This is a genomic window from Streptacidiphilus sp. PB12-B1b, from assembly GCF_014084125.1.
Classification (GTDB): Bacteria; Actinomycetota; Actinomycetes; order Streptomycetales; family Streptomycetaceae; genus Streptacidiphilus.
In genome coordinates this window covers 5,783,653-5,801,488 of sequence record NZ_CP048405.1, presented here as the reverse complement: position 1 = coordinate 5,801,488, position 17,836 = coordinate 5,783,653, and the positions used below count along the sequence as shown (strand labels likewise).

General features: G+C 74.5%; 13 protein-coding genes. 11 read left to right on the top strand and 2 right to left on the bottom strand.

Annotated elements, in window-relative coordinates; all coding sequences use genetic code 11:
• Window positions 1-30: 30 nt before the first annotated feature.
• The 3 genes from GXW83_RS25060 (at window position 31) to GXW83_RS25050 (ending at window position 4,319) form a co-directional block, all read left to right on the top strand.
• Window positions 31-930: an NAD kinase gene (locus tag GXW83_RS25060; protein WP_182445347.1), complete on the top strand. Its 900-nt coding sequence runs from the start codon at window positions 31-33 to the stop codon at window positions 928-930.
• A 286-nt stretch (window positions 931-1,216) separates the two neighbouring features.
• Window positions 1,217-2,935 (top strand): DNA repair protein RecN, encoded by a 1,719-nt coding sequence (gene recN, locus GXW83_RS25055; protein WP_182445345.1) that lies wholly within the window; start codon window positions 1,217-1,219, stop codon window positions 2,933-2,935.
• A gap of 187 nt (window positions 2,936-3,122) precedes the next feature.
• Window positions 3,123-4,319 carry a glycosyltransferase family 4 protein gene (locus tag GXW83_RS25050; protein ID WP_182445343.1) on the top strand — a complete coding sequence of 399 codons (1,197 nt, stop codon included), beginning with the start codon at window positions 3,123-3,125 and terminating at the stop codon, window positions 4,317-4,319.
• Window positions 4,320-4,344: 25 nt separating this feature from the next.
• Here GXW83_RS25050 and GXW83_RS25045 read toward each other — a convergent pair whose 3' ends face one another.
• Both GXW83_RS25045 and GXW83_RS25040 read right to left on the bottom strand, forming a co-directional pair.
• Window positions 4,345-5,016, bottom strand: coding sequence for an HAD-IA family hydrolase (locus GXW83_RS25045; RefSeq protein ID WP_182445341.1), 672 nt, complete (start codon window positions 5,014-5,016; stop codon window positions 4,345-4,347).
• A gap of 77 nt (window positions 5,017-5,093) precedes the next feature.
• Complete coding sequence (locus GXW83_RS25040) at window positions 5,094-7,088, bottom strand: glycoside hydrolase family 15 protein (RefSeq protein ID WP_225447236.1); 1,995 nt, start codon at window positions 7,086-7,088, stop codon at window positions 5,094-5,096.
• Between the two features lie 367 nt (window positions 7,089-7,455).
• Here GXW83_RS25040 and GXW83_RS25035 point away from each other — a divergent pair, with 367 nt between their 5' ends.
• The 8 genes from GXW83_RS25035 (at window position 7,456) to scpB (ending at window position 17,821) form a co-directional block, all read left to right on the top strand.
• Complete coding sequence (locus GXW83_RS25035) at window positions 7,456-9,186, top strand: CTP synthase (RefSeq protein WP_182445339.1); 1,731 nt, start codon at window positions 7,456-7,458, stop codon at window positions 9,184-9,186.
• A 96-nt stretch (window positions 9,187-9,282) separates the two neighbouring features.
• Window positions 9,283-9,948, top strand: coding sequence for an NUDIX hydrolase (locus GXW83_RS25030; RefSeq protein WP_182445338.1), 666 nt, complete (start codon window positions 9,283-9,285; stop codon window positions 9,946-9,948).
• A 168-nt stretch (window positions 9,949-10,116) separates the two neighbouring features.
• Window positions 10,117-12,360, top strand: a complete 2,244-nt coding sequence (locus GXW83_RS25025; RefSeq protein ID WP_182445336.1) for a tetratricopeptide repeat protein — start codon at window positions 10,117-10,119, stop codon at window positions 12,358-12,360.
• 221 nt (window positions 12,361-12,581) lie between these two features.
• Window positions 12,582-13,697 carry an alanine dehydrogenase gene (gene ald, locus GXW83_RS25020; protein ID WP_182445334.1) on the top strand — a complete coding sequence of 372 codons (1,116 nt, stop codon included), beginning with the start codon at window positions 12,582-12,584 and terminating at the stop codon, window positions 13,695-13,697.
• 667 nt (window positions 13,698-14,364) lie between these two features.
• Window positions 14,365-15,330: a ParA family protein gene (locus GXW83_RS25015; protein WP_225447542.1), complete on the top strand. Its 966-nt coding sequence runs from the start codon at window positions 14,365-14,367 to the stop codon at window positions 15,328-15,330.
• The gene (locus GXW83_RS25010) at window positions 15,315-15,911 is read left to right on the top strand and encodes a hypothetical protein (protein ID WP_225447235.1); all 597 of its coding nucleotides are present in this window, start codon (window positions 15,315-15,317) and stop codon (window positions 15,909-15,911) included. Before GXW83_RS25015 ends, GXW83_RS25010 begins: the two co-directional genes overlap by 16 nt.
• A 162-nt stretch (window positions 15,912-16,073) precedes the next feature.
• A complete protein-coding gene (locus GXW83_RS25005; RefSeq protein ID WP_225447234.1) occupies window positions 16,074-16,961 on the top strand; it encodes a ScpA family protein in 888 nt (295 codons plus the stop codon).
• A gap of 62 nt (window positions 16,962-17,023) precedes the next feature.
• A complete protein-coding gene (gene scpB / locus GXW83_RS25000; RefSeq protein WP_182447539.1) occupies window positions 17,024-17,821 on the top strand; it encodes an SMC-Scp complex subunit ScpB in 798 nt (265 codons plus the stop codon).
• Window positions 17,822-17,836 lie beyond the last annotated feature (15 nt).

Here is a 17,836-nt window from a genome sequence, read left to right as displayed (position 1 = left end):
CAAGGATGACCTGTCGCGCTGGAGGATTCCATGACTGACCGCACTGTCTTCCTGCTCGCTCACACCGGCCGTGAAGAGGCCCTGCTCAGCGTCGAGTCCCTGGTCGAGGGGCTGCTGAAGGCGGGGATAAGGCTCCGGGTGCTGGCTGCGGAGGCGCCCGACATGGGGTTCCCTGCCGGAGTGGAGGCGGTGCCGACGGGTCCGGGCGCGGTGGCGGGCTGCGAGCTGATCCTGGTGCTGGGCGGCGACGGGACGCTGTTGCGCGGCGCGGAGCTGTCGCGGGAGTCGGGCGTGCCGATGCTGGGGGTGAACCTGGGCCGGGTCGGCTTCCTGGCGGAGGCGGAGCGGGACGACCTGGCGAAGGTGGTGGAGCGGGTCGTCGACCTGGACTACGAGGTCGAGGAGCGGATGACGCTGGATGTGGTCGTTCGCACGGACGGTCGGGTCGTGCACACCGACTGGGCGCTGAACGAGGCGTCGGTCGAGAAGGCATCCCGCGAACGGATGATCGAGGTGGTGACCGAGGTGGACGGCCGTCCGGTCTCCACCTTCGGCTGCGACGGCGTGGTCTGCGCGACGCCGACCGGCTCCACGGCGTACGCGTTCTCGGCGGGCGGCCCGGTGGTCTGGCCCGAGGTGGAGGCGCTGCTGATGGTGCCGATCAGCGCGCACGCGCTGTTCGCCAAGCCGCTGGTGACCTCGCCGAACTCGGTGCTGGCCGTCGAGGTCCAGCACAAGACGCCCAACGGCGTGCTGTGGTGCGACGGGCGGCGGACGGTGGAGCTGCCCGCCGGGGCCCGGGTGGAGGTCCGCCGGGGCCGTACGCCGGTGCGGCTGGCCCGGCTGCACCGGGCGCCGTTCACCGACCGGCTGGTGGCCAAGTTCGCGCTGCCGGTCACCGGTTGGCGCGGGGCCCCGCAGCAGCGCTGATGCGCCCGGGCGGCCCGACACCGCCGGGGCCCCCGGCTCCCCGCGCGGCGACGCGCTACCGTCGGCAGTGCGTGTGAGCGCCGTGCCGGGGGCGGGAGGACCGCTCTTTCACCTCGGACCACTACGCTCACGTCATGCCGGATGCGGGTGAGCCGCGGCAAGGAGCCGCGGACCGACCGTTCCCGGCGGCCGAGGAGGGGCGGGAGGAGCATCCCCGAACCCCCCAGCAAGCGGGAGAAGCAGAGTGGATCAGGCTGAGCGGCAGGTCAAAGGGGCTGGGCGCGGGATGCTGGAGGAAATGCGGATACGCGCACTCGGCGTGATCGACGACGCCGTGGTCGAGCTGTCGCCCGGGTTCACGGTGGTGACCGGCGAGACCGGCGCCGGCAAGACCATGGTGGTGACCAGCCTCGGACTGCTGCTCGGCGGGCGCGCGGACGCCGGCCTGGTGCGCAACGGGGCGGATCGCGCCGTGGTCGAGGGCCGGGTGGTCCTGCCGCCGGGCTCCCCGGTGGCCGAGCGGGCGCTGGAGGCCGGCGCGGAGCTGGACGAGGGCGCGCTGCTGCTCAGCCGTACGGTCTCCAGCGAGGGGCGGTCGCGGGCGCACGTCGGCGGCCGGTCGGTGCCGATGAGTCTGCTGGCGTCGCTCGGCGAGGACCTGATCGCCGTCCACGGCCAGACCGACCAGCAGCGGCTGCTGCAGCCCGCACGCCAGCGCGGCGCGCTGGACCGCTACGCCGGTGACGCCGTGGCCGTGCCGCTCGCCGCCTACCAGGACGTCTACCGGCGGCTGCGCGAGGTGTCGGCGCTGCTGGAGGAGCTGACCACCCGGGCCAGGGAGCGGGCGCAGGAGGCCGACCTGCTGCGCTACGGCCTGGACGAGGTGGCCGCCGCCGAGCCGGTCGCCGGGGAGGACGTGGAGCTGGCGGGGGAGTCGGAGCGGCTGGGCCACGCGGACGCGCTGTCGTCCGCCGCCAACCTGGCGCACGGCGCCCTGGCCGGGGAGCCCTCCGACCCGGACGCGCTGGACGCGGGGACGCTGCTGGCGCAGGCCCGGCGCGCGCTGGAGGCGGTGCGCCACCACGACCCGAGGCTGGCGGCGCTGGCCGACCGGCTGGGCGAGGTCGGCTACCTGCTCGGCGACATCGCCGGGGACCTGGCCGGATACGCCGACGACCTGGACGCGGACCCGGCCCGGCTGGCGGCGGTCGAGGAGCGCCGGGCGGTGCTCGCGCACCTGGTGCGGAAGTACGGCAGCGCGGACGGCGGCCTGGCCGAGGTGCTGGAGTGGGCCGAGGAGGCCACGGTCCGGCTCACCGAGCTGGACGGCGACGACGACCGGATCACTGCTCTCGAAACGGAGCGGGAGTCACTGCACGAGCAGGTGGCCGGGCTGGCCGCCCAGCTCACCGCCGCCCGCCACGGCGCGGCCGAGGACTTCGCCGCAGCCGTCACCACCGAGCTGGCCGAGCTGGCCATGCCGCACGCCCGGGTCAGCTTCGGCATCACCGCCGCCGACGACTTCGGCCCCTTCGGCGTGGACGAGGTGGAGGTGCTGCTCGCGCCGCATCCCGGGGCGCCGCCGCGTCCGATCGCCAAGGGCGCCTCGGGCGGTGAGCTGTCGCGGGTGATGCTGGCGGTCGAGGTGGTCTTCGCCGGGGCGGACCCCGTCCCCACCTACCTGTTCGACGAGGTGGACGCGGGCGTCGGCGGCAAGGCGGCGGTCGAGGTCGGGCGCCGGCTGGCCCGGCTGGCCCGGACCTCGCAGGTGATCGTGGTCACGCACCTGCCGCAGGTCGCGGCCTTCGCCGACCGGCACCTGGTGGTCGAGAAGACCGTGGACGGCTCGGTCACCCGCAGCGGCGTCACCACGCTCTCCGACGAGCAGCGGGTCCGGGAGCTGTCCCGGATGCTCGCCGGGCTGGAGGACTCCGAGCTGGGCCGCGCCCACGCGGAGGAGCTGCTGGCCGCCGCCCGCACGGGAGTGGTGCCACCGAACGGGTGAGGGGCCCCGCAGCGCTGACGCCGACTGTCCAAGACCCCGGCTGAGCTGGCATCGTGGAGCAGCCGCGCCCCGCGCAAATCGAACCGAAGTGATCCGCACGAACTGAACAGCGCCAACCGGGGCAGTACTGACCGGGTAGCGCGACGACCGACGCGTGCGACCGAACGAGAGGGAGACGACGCCGACCGTGGACCACACCTCTGCAGCCACCGGCCAGCTGCATGCCGTCCTCGTCCTCGCGGGCAGTTCGGGCGGCATCGGCGCGCACGTCCGCTCGCTGGCCCAGGGGCTGAGCGCGCACGGCCTGGAGGTGACCGTCTGCGGCCCGGCCGAGACCGACGGGCTGTACGGCTTCTCGGCCGCCGGGGCGCGGTTCCACCCGGTGGAGATCACCCCGACGCCCGGCCCGCGCACGGACGCGGCCGCCGTCGGCGAGCTGCGGCGGGCGTTCACCCGGGCCACGCTGGTGCACGCGCACGGGCTGCGCGCGGCGCTGCTGTCGGATCTGGCGCTGCGCACCGCCCGGACGGGCACCGGGACGCCGCTGGTGGTCACCTCGCACCAGGCGAACCTGGCGACGGGGATGGAGCGGAGGGTGCTGCGGCTGATGGAGCGCCGCGTGGCCCGGGCGGCGGATCTGGTGCTCGGCGTCTCCTCGGACCTGGTGGCCCGGGCCCGGACGCTGGGCGCGGCCGACGCCCGGCTGAGCCCGGTGGCCGCGCCGCCGCTGCCCGGCCCGGCGCCCGCGGGCCGCCGTGAGGAGGTGCGCCGGCAGCTGATCGCCGCCGGTGACGGCGCGGGCGGCGACTCGGCTGCGGGCTCGGGCGCGGGCGAGCGGCCGGTGGTGCTGGCGGTGGGGCGGCTGGTCCCGCAGAAGAACTTCCACCTGCTGCTGGACGCCGCCTCCGGCTGGCGGGCCGGCGGCTGGCCCGGCGGCGCCGAACCGCTGGTGGTGATCGCCGGGGACGGCACCGAGCAGGAGGCGTTGCAGGCGCGGATCAGGACGGAGCGGCTGCCGGTGCGGCTGCTGGGCCACCGCACGGACGTCCCGGAGCTGCTCGCCGCCGCCGACGTGGTGGTGATCTCCTCGCGCTGGGAGGCGCGTTCGCTGGTCGCCCAGGAGGCGCTGCGGGCGGGCGTGCCGCTGGTGGCGACTGCTGTCGGCGGGCTGCCGGAGCTGGTCGGCGATGCGGCGGTGCTGGTCCCTCCGGGCGACCGGGCAGCCCTTGCTGACGCCGTGTCAGCTCTACTGGCGGACTCCGCCCGGCATGCCGAACTGGCGGTGGCGGGCCCGCAGCAGGCCGCGACCTGGCCGGACGAGGCCGCGACCGTCGCCCAAGTCCTGAGCATCTATGACGAGTTGACGACGGCCGCCGACCGCTGAGCCCGGCCTGCGGATTGACGCTCCGTCAGTTGACGGTGACGCTCAGCGTTCCGTCGGCGTCGGCGGTGACGCGCACCTGCGCCAGGCTGTCCACGGTGACGGTCGCGCCGTAGCGGGCGGCCTGGGCGCCGATGCCTATCACCCGCATCCCGGCGGCGAGACCGGCGGCCACCCCGGCTTCGGAGTCCTCGAAGACGATGCAGTCCGCGGGGTCGGCGCCCAGCTGTGCCGCGCCCCGCAGGAAGCCCTCGGGGTCGGGCTTGCTGGCGCCGACGTGCTCGGCGGTGACCGCGACCGGGGGCAGCTCCAGCCCGGCCGCGCCCATCCGGGCCCGGGTCAGGGCGTCGTCGGCGGAGGTGACCAGCGCGTGCGGCAGTCCGGCCAGCGAGGCCAGGAAGGCCGGCGCGCCCTCGATCGGCACCACGCCCTCGGTGTCGGCGGTCTCCTCGGCCAGCATCCGCCGGTTGTCGGCGTGGTTGAGCTCCATCGGGCGGTCCGGCAGCAGGACCGCCATGCTGGCGAAGCCCTGTCGGCCGTGGACCACCCGCAGCACGGCGTCCCCGTCCAGCTCGTGCTCCGCGGCCCAGCGCCGCCACACCCGCTCCACGGCCGGGCCGGAGTCGACCAGGGTGCCGTCCATGTCGAGCAGCAGGGCGCGGGCGGCGAGCACGGTCGGGGCGGTGGTCGAGGCAGGCATGGCGCTCCTTGGTGGGACCGTTGTTTGTTCCTCAACTATACAAACAGGGGTCGGTCCCACCCGGACGGGTCCTGCGCTCAGATCCCGGGCACGCCTCCGCAGGCGGTGAGGCGGAGGGCGGTGTCGATCAGCGGCACGTGGCTGAACGCCTGCGGGAAGTTGCCGATCTGCCGCTGCGCCTTCGGATCCCACTCCTCGGCCAGCAGGCCGACGTCGTTGCGGATCGCCAGCAGCCGGGCGAAGAGGTCCCGGGCCTCGTCCAGCCGGCCGATCATGGCCAGGTCGTCCGCCAGCCAGAACGAGCAGGCCAGGAACGCCCCCTCGTCGCCGGGCAGGCCGTCCAGGCCCTCGCTGTCGCCGCTGGTGGGGTAGCGGCGGACGAAGCCGTCCGGGGTCATCAGCTCGCGCTGGATCGCCTCGATGGTGCCGATCACCCGCTTGTCGTCCGGCGGCAGGAAGCCCACCTGCGGGATCAGCAGCAGCGAGGCGTCCAGCGCCCTGGAGCCGTAGGACTGGGTGAAGGTGTTGCGCTCCGGGTCGAAGCCGCGCTCGCAGACGTCCTCGTGGATGGCGTCCCGCAGCTCGCGCCAGCGCTCCAGCGGGCCCTCGTGCGGGGTCTCCTCGATCATGCGGATGGTGCGGTCCACCGCCACCCAGGCCATCACCTTGGAGTGGACGAAGTGCCGGCGCGGGCCGCGGACCTCCCAGATGCCCTCGTCCGGCTCGCGCCAGTGCTGCTCCAGGTAGCTGATCAGCCGCAGCTGCAGCACGTGGGCGTGGTCGTTGCGGACCAGCCCGGTCATGTGGCCCAGGTGCAGCGCCTCGACCACCTCGCCGTAGACGTCCAGCTGGAGCTGGTCGGCCGCGCCGTTGCCGATCCGCACCGGGGTGGAGCCCTCGTAGCCCGGCAGCCAGTCCAGGGTGGCCTCGGTCAGCTCCCGCTCGCCCGCGATCCCGTACATGATCTGCAGGTTCTCCGGGTCGCCGGCGACCGCCCGCAGCAGCCACTCGCGCCACGCCCCGGCCTCGTCGCGGTAGCCGGTGCGCAGCAGCGACGACAGGGTGATGGCGGCGTCGCGCAGCCAGGTGAAGCGGTAGTCCCAGTTGCGGACGCCGCCGATGTCCTCGGGCAGCGAGGTGGTGGGCGCGGCGACGATGCCGCCGGTGGGGGCGTAGGTGAGGGCCTTGAGGGTGATCAGCGAGCGGACCACCGGCTCCCGGTAGGGGCCCTGGTAGGTGCACTGGGCCACCCACTCCTGCCAGAACTGCTCGGTGTCGGCCAGGGCCTCCTCGGCGTCCGGCTGGTCCGGGGCGCCGAGGTGGGACGCCTGCCAGGTGAGCGCGAAGGCGATCCGCTGGCCCTCGGAGACGGTGAAGTCGGCGTAGGTGGTGAGGTTGCGGCCGTAGGTGTCGGCCTCGCCGTCGAGCCACACCGAGTCCGGGCCGGCCACGGCGACGGTACGGGTGGAGGCGCCGTCCTCGACCTTGTGCACCCACGGCACGACCCGCCCGTACGAGAAGCGCATGCGCAGCGCGGACCGCATCCGGACCTGGCCGCTGACGCCCTCGACGATGCGGATCATCTGCGGCTCGGTGGTGCCGCCGGAGAGCGGGCCGCCGGAGACGTGCCGCGGCGGCATGAAGTCGATCACCCGGACGGTGCCGCGCGGGGTGTCCCACTCCTGCTCCAGGATCAGCGAGTCGCCCCGGTAGCGGCGCCGGGTGGCGGGCTGGACCGGCGCGGCGGCGGTGGGCGGCAGCACCCGCATCTCGCCGCTCTCCTCGAAGCCGGGCCCGGTGCCGCTGCCGGGGCCCGGGTCGGAGCCGTGCGAGCCGCCGTCGGTGCCGCCGTCCGCGCCCGGGCGGGCCGCGGCGGGGTCGCCGAAGGGCCGGCCCGGGTCGGCCGGGCCGATCCGCCAGAAGCCGTGCTCGTCGGTGCCGAGGAGCCCGGCGAAGACCGCCGGCGAGTCGAACCGGGGCAGGCACAGCCAGTCGACCGCGCCGTCCCGGCTCACCAGGGCGGCGGTCTGCATGTCGCCGATGAGTGCGTAGTCCTCGATACGGGCGGCCACGGGGATCTCCTTCGCAGGGGGTGCGCCGGTGTCGCCGGGCGCGTGCGCGGGCGGGCCGGGGAACGGGCCCGGGGGCCCCGGCACCCGGGACGGGGGCGGCGGCTGTGCGGTTCCTGGCTCTTCCCGGGTGCTCCGGGCGTCGCGGACCCGTTGCGCGATACGTCCGTGCAGGATACGTCGCTGTCGGCGCGGGCGGTGACCATGGTGATCTCGGCACGCCGGGCGGGCACCGGCCGCGCGGCGGGCGAGCGCGGTCCCGGTGGCTCACTGATACCCTGGTACCCCGTGGACAGGTGCGCTGCACCGCCGCTGACCCGCCCCCTCAGGGACCGCCGGGTACTCAAGACGCGACCACGGGAGCCCCCTCTTGGCACAGCCCCATTCCGGTACTCGGAACAGCACGACGACCAAGCACCTCTTCGTCACGGGCGGTGTCGCCTCCTCGCTCGGCAAGGGGTTGACCGCGTCCAGCCTGGGGGCCCTGCTCAAGGCACGTGGCCTGCGGGTCACCATGCAGAAGCTCGACCCGTACCTGAACGTCGACCCGGGCACGATGAACCCGTTCCAGCACGGTGAGGTGTTCGTCACCGACGACGGCGCCGAGACCGACCTGGACATCGGCCACTACGAGCGCTTCCTCGACACCAACCTGCACGGTTCGGCCAACGTCACCACCGGCCAGGTGTACTCGACCGTCATCGCCAAGGAGCGCCGCGGCGAGTACCTGGGCGACACCGTCCAGGTCATCCCGCACATCACCAACGAGATCAAGTCCCGCATCCGGCGGATGGCCACCGACGACGTCGACGTGGTGATCACCGAGGTCGGCGGCACCGTCGGCGACATCGAGTCGCTGCCGTTCCTGGAGGCCGTCCGGCAGGTCCGGCACGAGGTCGGCCGCGACAACGTGTTCTTCGTCCACGTCTCGCTGCTGCCCTACATCGGCCCCTCGGGCGAGCTGAAGACCAAGCCGACCCAGCACTCGGTGGCCGCGCTGCGCAGCATCGGCATCCAGCCGGACGCGGTGGTGCTGCGCGCCGACCGCGAGGTCCCGCAGGCCATCAAGCGCAAGATCAGCCTGATGTGCGACGTGGACGAGGAGGCCGTGGTCGCCGCGATCGACGCGCCGTCCATCTACGACATCCCCCGGGTGCTGCACGGCGAGGGCCTGGACGCGTACGTCGTCCGCCGGCTCGGCCTGGCCTTCCGCGACGTGGACTGGACCGTCTGGGACGACCTGCTGCGCCGCGTCCACGAGCCCGAGCACACCGTCAAGGTGGCGCTGGTCGGCAAGTACATCGACCTGCCCGACGCCTACCTGTCGGTGACCGAGGCGCTGCGGGCGGGCGGCTTCGCCAACCGTGCCAAGGTCGAGATCAAGTGGGTCGCCTCCGACGACTGCAAGACCCCCGAGGGCGCGCGGCAGCAGCTCGGCGACGTGGACGCGATCTGCATCCCCGGCGGCTTCGGCGACCGGGGCGTGGACGGCAAGGTCGCCGCGATCACCTACGGCCGGGAGAAGAAGATCCCGCTGCTGGGCCTGTGCCTGGGCCTGCAGTGCGTGGTCATCGAGGCCGCGCGGAACCTGGCCGGCCTGCCCGAGGCCAACTCGACCGAGTTCGACCCGGCGGCCAGGCACCCGGTCATCTCCACCATGGCCGAGCAGTTGGAGATCGTCGACGGCAAGGGCGACCTGGGCGGCACCATGCGCCTGGGCCTGTACCCGGCCAAGCTGGCCGAGGGCTCGATCGTGCGCGAGGTGTACGCCGGGGAGCAGTACGTCGAGGAGCGCCACCGGCACCGCTACGAGGTCAACAACGCCTACCGCGGCGAGCTGGAGAAGACCGGGCTGGTCTTCTCCGGGCTCTCGCCCAAGGGCGACCTGGTGGAGTACGTCGAGTACCCGCGTGAGGTGCACCCGTACCTGGTCGCCACGCAGGCGCACCCGGAGCTGAAGTCGCGTCCGACCCGCCCGCACCCGTTGTTCGCGGGGCTGGTCGCGGCGGCCGTGCGGCGGCAGCAGGGCGAGGGCTCGGCGGCCGATGCGCAGCCGGTCGGTGCCCAGCCGGTCGGGGCTCGGCAGGCCGAGGCGAAGTAGCAGGTCCCGGGTGCGGGCGCGGCGGTTCGGCCGCGCCCGCACCCGGCGCGGTTGCACGGCTGGTCAGGCGGGTTGGCGCGAGCGGCGGGAGCGGTCATGGCGGGGCAGGGCGCGGAGCAGGCGGCCGGGCGGGGCGCGGAGCGGATCAGGGACGTCCCGGAGGAGTGGGAGGTCCGGACGTCCCAGACGTCCTTCGCCGGACGCATCTGGGACATCCGCACCGACGAGGTGGTGATGCCCGACGGCGCGGTCGCGGCCCGCGACTACCAGCAGCACCCGGGCGCGGTGGGCGTGCTGGCCCTGGACGAGCAGCGCCGGGTGCTGCTGGTCCGCCAGTACCGGCACCCGGTGCGGCACCGGCTGTGGGAGCTCCCGGCGGGGCTGCTGGACGTCCCCGGGGAGAACCCGCTGCACGCCGCGCAGCGCGAGCTCTACGAGGAGGCGTACACCAAGGCCGGCGACTGGCGGGTCCTGATCGACTTCTACGCCTCGCCGGGCGGCTCCTCGGAGGCGCTGCGGATCTTCCTCGCGCAGGATCTGGCCGACGCCGACGGCGCGCGCTTCGAGGCGGAGCACGAGGAGCTGGACCTCCAGGTGGACCGGGTCGACCTGGACGAGCTGGTGCGGCTGGTGCTCGCCGGGGAACTGCACAACGGCGCGCTGGTGTCGGCGGTGCTGGCGGCCCGGGTGGCGCTGGACGGTCCGGGCCTGGACGGGCTGCGGCCCGCCGGTGCGCCCTGGCCCGCCCGTCCGTTCGAGTGAGTTTCCCGGTAATCGCATCGCCAATCGCACGGTCGTCGGCAGTGCCCTCCCCGATCTGAACTACGCTGCGTCAAGGGGCCCCGCGGGGCCCCTTCCCGGGCCGGAACCGCCTCGCGCTCGCCGCCCGGTCCAGGCCGCAGGCAGGTCCGTTGGACGGGAGTGGCGCACGTGGCTGCAGCACAGACGGCACGTCAGTTCGGGGCGGCGCTGCCCCCGGCCCCGCCGTACTTCGCCGGGCGGCAGACCGAACTGGCCCGGCTGCGCGAGGAGGTGGATCGGCCCGCGTTCGCGGCCCGCGGCGGCGAGCCCGGCGACGGCCCGGACGCCTCCGCCACCCGGGTGCTGGTCGTCGCCGGCCGCCCCGGCTCCGGCCGCACCTCGCTGGCGCTGCGCTTCGCCCACGACATCGCCGCCGACTACCCCGACGGGCAGTTCTTCGTCCGCCTCGGCGAGCCCGGCGGCGGGCCGGTCCCGGCCGGGCGGATCGCCCGCCGACTGCTGGCCGCCCTCGGCGAGCCGCCCGCCCGCCGCCCGCTCGCCGGACACGACAGCGCGGCCGACGCCGACGCCGACGCCGAGCACCCCGACTGCGCGGCGCTGCGCAGCGCGCTCTCCGGGCGCCGCGCGCTGCTGCTGCTGGACGACGTCCGCACCTCCGACCAGCTGGCCGCGCTGCTGCCGCAGGCCCCCGGCTGCCTGGTCGTGGCCGTCACCGCCGGACCGCTGACCGGCATCGCCGACGCCCGGCCGTGCGTCCTCGGCGGCCTGGACGTGCGCACCGCGCTGGCCCTGATCACCTCCCTGGCCGGGGACACCCGGATCGTCTGCGACCCGGTCGCCGCCCGCGGCCTGGTCGAGGGCCTGGCCTGCCACCCGGCCGCGCTGCGGCTGGTCGGCGGCTGGCTGCGGACCCGCCCCGGCGCCTCGGTCGCCGACGCCCGGCAGCTGCTCGCCGAGACCCCGCAGCGGGTCAGCCTGCTGAAGCAGCCCGGCGCCGCGCTGCGCGACACCGACCCGCTGCGCCGCGCCTTCGACCTGGTCTACGAGGGGCTGACCGCGCCCGCCGCCCGGCTGCTGCGGCTGCTCACCATCGCCCCGGACGGCCGGGCCGAGCCCCGGACCGCGGCCGCGCTGCTCGGCTGCCCGGTCGACACCGCCGCCGGCCACCTGGCCGCCCTGGCCGAACAGCAGCTGCTCAACCCCCGCGTCCCGGCCCGCACGCACCCCGACGCCGGAACCGACGCCGGAGCGGTCGGAGCCGACGCCGACCCGGGGGCCGCAGCCGCCGCCCGGGCCGCCGAGCACGCCGGGTACGAGCTGCCCGAAGCCCTGCGCGCACCGCTCGCCGGGCTGCTCGCCGCCGACCGCACCGCCGAGACCGAGCTGGCCCGCGCCCGGATGCTGGAGCGCCTGGTGCGGCTGCTCACCGCCTGCGTCCACCGGATCGCCCCCGGCTCCGGCCCCGAGCCCGAGCCGCTGCCCGCCTCCATGCGCTTCGCCACCGCCGCCGACGCCTGGCGCTGGCTGGACGACGAACTGCCGGTGCTGCGTGCCGCCGTCCGGATCGCCCTGGCCGACGGCGGGCTGGACGGCCTGGCCATGCGGCTGGCCACCACCCTGGTCCGGGCGCTGCCGCTGTGGGCGGGCGGCGCCCAGCCGGTCGCCGCCGACCTGTACGAGCTGCACGGCGCCATCCTGGAGCTGGCCGCCCGTGGCGGCCGGGCCCGGCAGCAGGCCGCCGCCCTGGTCAACCTGGGCGATCTGCACGCCCGCGCGGGCGAGCACGCCCGGGCGCTGGAGCGCTACCGGGCCGCTCTCGGCCCGGCCCGGGCCGTCGACGACCAGATCGCGGTCGGCCGCATCCTGGAGGCCGTGGCCGGGGCCTACCGCGCCTCCGGCGACCTGGTGCGCGCCGCCGACTGGTACGGCCGGGCGCTGGCGCTGCGCCGCAGCCGGGGCGAGCGCGCCGAGGAGCTGCGGCTGCTGGGGCGGCTCGCCGCCGTGCACACCGCCCAGGGGCGGTTCGGCGAGGCGCTGCGCGACTACCGCGCGGCGGTGGGGCTGCACCGCAAGCTCGGCGACGGGCTCGGCGCGGTCGCCGCGCTGCTCGGCGTCGCCCGGGCGCAGGAGCTGTCCGGCAGCACCGAGCAGGCGCTGCGCACCCAGCGCGAGGCGCTGGCCGCCGCCCGCGCGCTGGACGACGGCCGCACCGGCGCCCGGCTGCAGGCGCAGGTGCTGGTGCGGATGGCGGAGGCGCTGGAGCGGGCCGGCGACCCGGCCGGGGCCCGGGCGCAGCGCGAGCAGGCGGTGGCGCTGGGCCTTCCGGCGACCCGCGCGGGCGGTGCGGCGGAGGCCGCCGGGGCGGTTGCGGCGGGGGTGCGGGCCGAGGTGACGCCGCCCGGTTCGGAGTGAATGATAGTAGGTGAGTGTTTCATCTGCTATGTGGCGAATCGCGGCAATGCAACCTGCACAAGCCTACGAAACTGCCAACCGAAGAGAAACAATTGGTCAGATTGGAAGGCTGGCGCATCGCTCCGGCTTCATTACACTCGGAAGTGCCGCAACCAGTGCGCGGCCGCCCGACGGCGTGTCCGTCGTCGGGGTACCCCCATGTGCAAGGGACGTGTTTAGCCGTGAAGGTCGGCATCCCCAGCGAGGTCAAGAACCACGAGTACCGCGTTGCCATCACGCCCGCGGGCGTCCACGAACTGGTCCGCAACGGCCACGAGGTCTTCGTCGAGAACAACGCCGGGGTCGGCTCCTCGATCCCGAACGACGAGTACGTGTCCGCCGGGGCGACCATCCTCGACACCGCCGACGAGGTCTGGGCCACGGCCGACCTGCTGCTCAAGGTGAAGGAGCCGATCGCCTCGGAGTACCACCGGCTCCGCAAGGGCCAGACCCTCTTCACCTACCTGCACCTGGCCGCCTCGCGGGAGTGCACCGACGCACTGCTCGCCTCCGGCACCACCGCCATCGCGTACGAGACCGTGCAGCTGGCCAACGGCGCCCTGCCGCTGCTCGCCCCGATGTCCGAGGTGGCCGGCCGGCTCGCCCCGCAGGTCGGCTCGTACCACCTGATGCGCCCGGCCGGCGGCCGCGGCACGCTGCCCGGCGGCGTCCCCGGCACCCACGCGGCCAAGGCCGTGGTCATCGGCGGCGGCGTCTCCGGCTGGCACGCGGCCACCATCGCCATCGGCATGGGCTACGACGTGACCCTGCTGGACCGCGACATCAACAAGCTGCGCGACGCCGACAAGATCTTCGGCAACCGGATCAAGGCCATCGCCTCCAACGCCTTCGAGCTGGAGAAGGCCGTCCTGGACGCCGACCTGGTCATCGGCGCGGTGCTGATCCCCGGCGCCAAGGCCCCCAAGCTGGTCACCAACGAGCTGGTCTCGCGGATGAAGCCGGGCTCGGTGCTGGTCGACATCGCCATCGACCAGGGCGGCTGCTTCGAGGACTCGCGTCCGACCACGCACGACGACCCGACCTTCCAGGTCCACGACTCGGTGTTCTACTGCGTCGCCAACATGCCCGGCGCGGTGCCCAACACCTCCACCTACGCGCTGACCAACGCGACGCTGCCGTACATCGTCGAGCTGGCCAACCGCGGTTGGAAGGAGGCCTGCGCCCGTGACGCCGCGCTGGCCAAGGGCCTGAACGCGCACGAGGGCCAGCTGACCTACGCCTCCGTCGCCGAGGCGCACGGCCTGGGCTCGGTCGCCCTGGACACCGTCCTGGCCTGACCGGCTCCCGCCGCCCGGCCCGAACGGGCCGCAGTACCCGCCCGCCGGGGGCGGGGTGACGCACCGACAGTGCGCGTCACCCCGCCCTCGGCTTCGGCATATGCCGGTATTGACGAAAAGTCAACATGTCGCCGATCACGTCACCCTGGCTCGGATGTGACCGACATCGCCCGACGTGCTGTTCCCGGGGCCGTGCGGGCCGTGGTGGCACGGGAGAGCGGTGTGCGCGGGCGACCGTGGGGCAACGGTTCAGTGGGCTAGTCATATCGACATGTTGGTTCGTGCATCGCTGGTGTGGTGGTTGACGCTACTGTGTCGTTGCTAGGCTGCGGCACGGCACATGCCGCCCAGTGGAGGGGGCACAGCCCCAGAGCCCCCCATAGATCCGGTGTCAACGGCGGTCGCCAAGGAGGTAAGACGACTTGTGAATGAGTCGACATTTGCTCCCGGGGGTGGTCAGCCTGGACTGGTGCAGCAGCACACCGCCGGTCGCTCCGGGGAGGACGAGGTCCGCACCTTCGACGCCCGGCAGCAGCCCGGCCACCCCGGCACGGCGCACAGTCACGAACACGCGGGCTCCGAGCCCGGCACGGCCCGCTACGACAACGGGGCCTATGACAACGGGGCGTACGACAACGGCCCGCAGGACGCGGCGGCCTTCGACGCCATCGAGCCCGGCCTGGCCCAGAGCAACCTGCCGGAGGGTCAGTTCTACGACCCCGACGCCGAGTACGAGCCCGACCCCGAGTACGCCGCCACCCTGGCCCCGGACGCCGCCAGACAGCGCCGCGAGCGCGTCGGCCCCACCGGCCGCCCCCTGCCGTACTTCCCGATCCCCTCGCCGCTGACCGAGCACGGCCCGGCGAAGATCGTCGCCATGTGCAACCAGAAGGGCGGGGTGGGCAAGACCACCTCGACCATCAACCTCGGTGCGGCGCTGGCCGAGTACGGCCGCCGGGTGCTGCTCGTCGACTTCGACCCGCAGGGCGCGCTGTCGGTCGGCCTCGGCGTCAACCCGATGGAACTCGACCTCACGGTCTACAACCTGCTCATGGAACGCGGCCTGACGGCGGACGAGGTCCTGCTCAAGACCGCCGTGCCGGGCATGGACCTGCTGCCGTCCAACATCGACCTGTCGGCCGCCGAGGTCCAACTGGTCAGCGAGGTGGCCCGGGAGTCGGCGCTGGCGCGGGCGCTCAAGCCGCTGCTGCCCGACTACGACTACGTCATCATCGACTGCCAGCCCTCGCTCGGGCTGCTCACCGTCAACGCGCTGACCGCGGCCAACAGCGTCATCGTCCCGCTGGAGTGCGAGTTCTTCGCGCTGCGCGGGGTCGCGCTGCTCACCGAGACCATCGAGAAGGTCTGCGAGCGGCTCAACCCGGAGCTGCGGCTCGACGGCATCCTGGCCACCATGTACGACTCCCGCACGGTGCACAGCCGCGAGGTGCTGGCCCGGGTGACCGAGGCGTTCGGCGAGCACGTCTTCCACACCGTCATCGGCCGTACCGTGCGCTTCCCGGAGACCACGGTGGCCGGCGAGCCGATCACCACCTACGCCTCCAACTCCGTCGGCGCCGCCGCCTACCGCCAGCTCGCCAGGGAGGTGCTCGCCCGGTGCCCCGTCGAGTGAGCCTCCCGGGCGCGGACGAACTGTTCCGGACCACCGGTGGGACGTCGCTCACCCCCGCGCCCCGCGCGCCCGACTCCCTGCAGAACCGCGAGGCCCGCGAGGCACGGGAGGCGCGGGAGGGGCGCGAGTCCCGGGACGGGCGCGAGGGCCGACCGGCCGACCCGGCCGGGGAGCACGGCGCGGCAGCCGCCGTCGAGCCCGCCGAACCCGCCGCACAGGCCGCCGGCCAGTACAACGGCGCCCCGCACAACGGAACCCCCCGTACCAATGCGCAGCAGCTCCCCGGGCCCCGCCCGGCCGGGCCGCAGCCCCCGGCCGGCGCCGACCCGGCCCGCCGCAAGCCGCGCGGCGCGGGCCGCTCCCGGCCCACCGGGCGCGAGCGGCACGAAGAGAAGATCACGGTGTACGTCTCCGCCGAGGAGCTCATCGACCTGGAGCACGCCCGGCTGGTCCTGCGCGGCGAGCACGGCCTGGCCGTCGACCGCGGCCGGATAGTGCGCGAGGCCGTGGCGGTCGTCCTGGCCGACCTGGAGCAGCGCGGCGAGGCCAGCATCCTGGTACGGCGGCTCCGCGGCCGCTAGGGGCCCCTCCCGGGCGTCCGACGGGGCCCCGGGGGAGCGGCGGCGGTCAGGTCGTATGGTGATCGGACGATGCCGCCGGGACGGTGTCCCGGAGCCCGCGTGCAGCGTGTCGGCACCCGCCCGGGCACGTCCGGACGCCGCCGCCGACCACGATGGACCCTGATGAGCACACCCACCCAGCCCGAGGAGCGGGCAGCGGCGCCCGACGCCGCCGAGCCCGGGGCCCCGCCCGCCGGGGGCTTCCAGGTGCGGCTGGACAACTTCGAGGGCCCGTTCGACCTGCTGCTCAGCCTCATCGCCAAGCACAAGCTCGACGTCACCGAGGTCTCGCTGTCGCGGGTCACCGACGAGTTCATCGCGCACATCCGGGCCATGGGCCCGGACTGGGACCTCGACCTGGCCAGCGAGTTCCTGGTGGTCGCGGCGACCCTGCTGGACCTCAAGGCGGCCCGGCTGCTGCCCGTCGCCGAGCTCGAGGACGAGGAGGACCTGGCCCTGCTGGAGGCCCGCGACCTGCTGTTCGCGCGGCTGCTCCAGTACCGGGCCTACAAGCGGATCGCCGCGCTGTTCACCGAGCGCTGGGCGGCGGAGCTGCTCAGCCGCCCGCGCACGGTCGGCCTGGAGCCGCACCACGCCGAGCTGCTGCCCGAAGTGGTCATCCGGCTCGGCCCGGAGGGCTTCGCCCGGCTCGCGGCCAAGGCGATGGAGCCCAAGCCCAGGCCGGTGGTGTACGTCGAGCACATCCACACCTCGACGGTGAACGTCCGCGAGCAGGCCGAGCTGGTCATGGAGCGGCTGCGGGAGCTGGGCGGCGCCAGCTTCCGCACGCTCACCGCGGACGCCCCGGACGTGCTGACCGTGGTGGCCCGGTTCCTGGCGCTGCTGGAGCTGTACCGCGAGCGGGTGCTGCTCTTCGACCAGCCGGAGGCGCTGGGGGAGCTGCTGGTGCAGTGGATCGGCGCGCGGGACGCGCAGGTGCGGCTCACGGACGAATTCGACACACCGGCGACGGAGGTCCGGGCCGAGCCCGGGGAAGGCAGGCACCCATGAATTCCGCCCCCGACGACGACAGCAACGGCGGCACCGGCGGCGCCCCCCGCCGCCGCCTCGGCATGCCCGGCCGCCCCCGCCCCGGCGAGTACCTCGAAACCGTCCTCCGCGACCCCGCCCCCGTAACGGCCGACCCCGCCCCCGCCGTCCCCGGGCCTGCGGCGGAGCCCGCCCCAGCGCCCGCGCCCTCTCCCCCTGGGCCTGCGGCCTCCGTGCCCGCCCCCGCCGTCCCCGCGCCCGCGGCGGAGCCCGCGCCCGCGGCGGAGCCCGCGCCGCATCTGGGGGTGCCGTTGAAGGCGGCGCTGGAGGCGATTCTGATGATCGTGGACGAGCCCGCGACCGTCGCGCACCTGGCGGAGGTGCTGGAGCGGCCCAAGCGCGCGGTCGCCGCGGCCCTGGCCGCGCTGGCGGAGGAGTACACCGCCCAGGGCAGGGGCTTCGACCTGCGCTTCGTCGCCGGGGGCTGGCGTTTCTACAGCCGCGCGAGCTGCGCCCCGGCCGTCGACCGGTTCGTCCTGGACGGCCAGCAGGCCCGGCTGACGCAGGCCGCGCTGGAGACTCTGGCGGTCATCGCCTACCGGCAGCCGGTGTCCCGTTCACGGGTATCGGCCGTCCGTGGTGTGAACTGTGACGGTGTCATGCGTACCCTTGTGCAGAGGGGTCTGGTCGAGGAGGCCGGGTCCGAGCCGGAAACAGGAGCGATCCTCTACCGGACGACGCAACAATTTTTGGAACGGATGGGGCTGCGCGGCCTGGAAGAGCTGCCGGAGCTGGCCCCCTTCCTGCCTGAGGCCGACGATGTGGAACCGGACTCGCAGGAGGGCTCCGCGATCGCCGAGGCGGTCGCCGCACAGAGCTAGCGCAGTGCTGGCTGC

Excerpts from the sequence above, each read along its gene's own strand:
- GXW83_RS25060 (WP_182445347.1), top strand. The coding sequence starts at position 31 with ATGACTGACCGCACTGTCTTCCTGCTCGCTCACACCGGCCGTGAAGAG.
- recN (WP_182445345.1), top strand. The coding sequence starts at position 1,217 with ATGCTGGAGGAAATGCGGATACGCGCACTCGGCGTGATCGACGACGCC.
- GXW83_RS25045 (WP_182445341.1), bottom strand. The coding sequence starts at position 5,016 with ATGCCTGCCTCGACCACCGCCCCGACCGTGCTCGCCGCCCGCGCCCTG.
- GXW83_RS25030 (WP_182445338.1), top strand. The coding sequence starts at position 9,283 with ATGGCGGGGCAGGGCGCGGAGCAGGCGGCCGGGCGGGGCGCGGAGCGG.
- GXW83_RS25005 (WP_225447234.1), top strand. The coding sequence starts at position 16,074 with ATGAGCACACCCACCCAGCCCGAGGAGCGGGCAGCGGCGCCCGACGCC.
- scpB (WP_182447539.1), top strand. The coding sequence starts at position 17,024 with ATGCCCGGCCGCCCCCGCCCCGGCGAGTACCTCGAAACCGTCCTCCGC.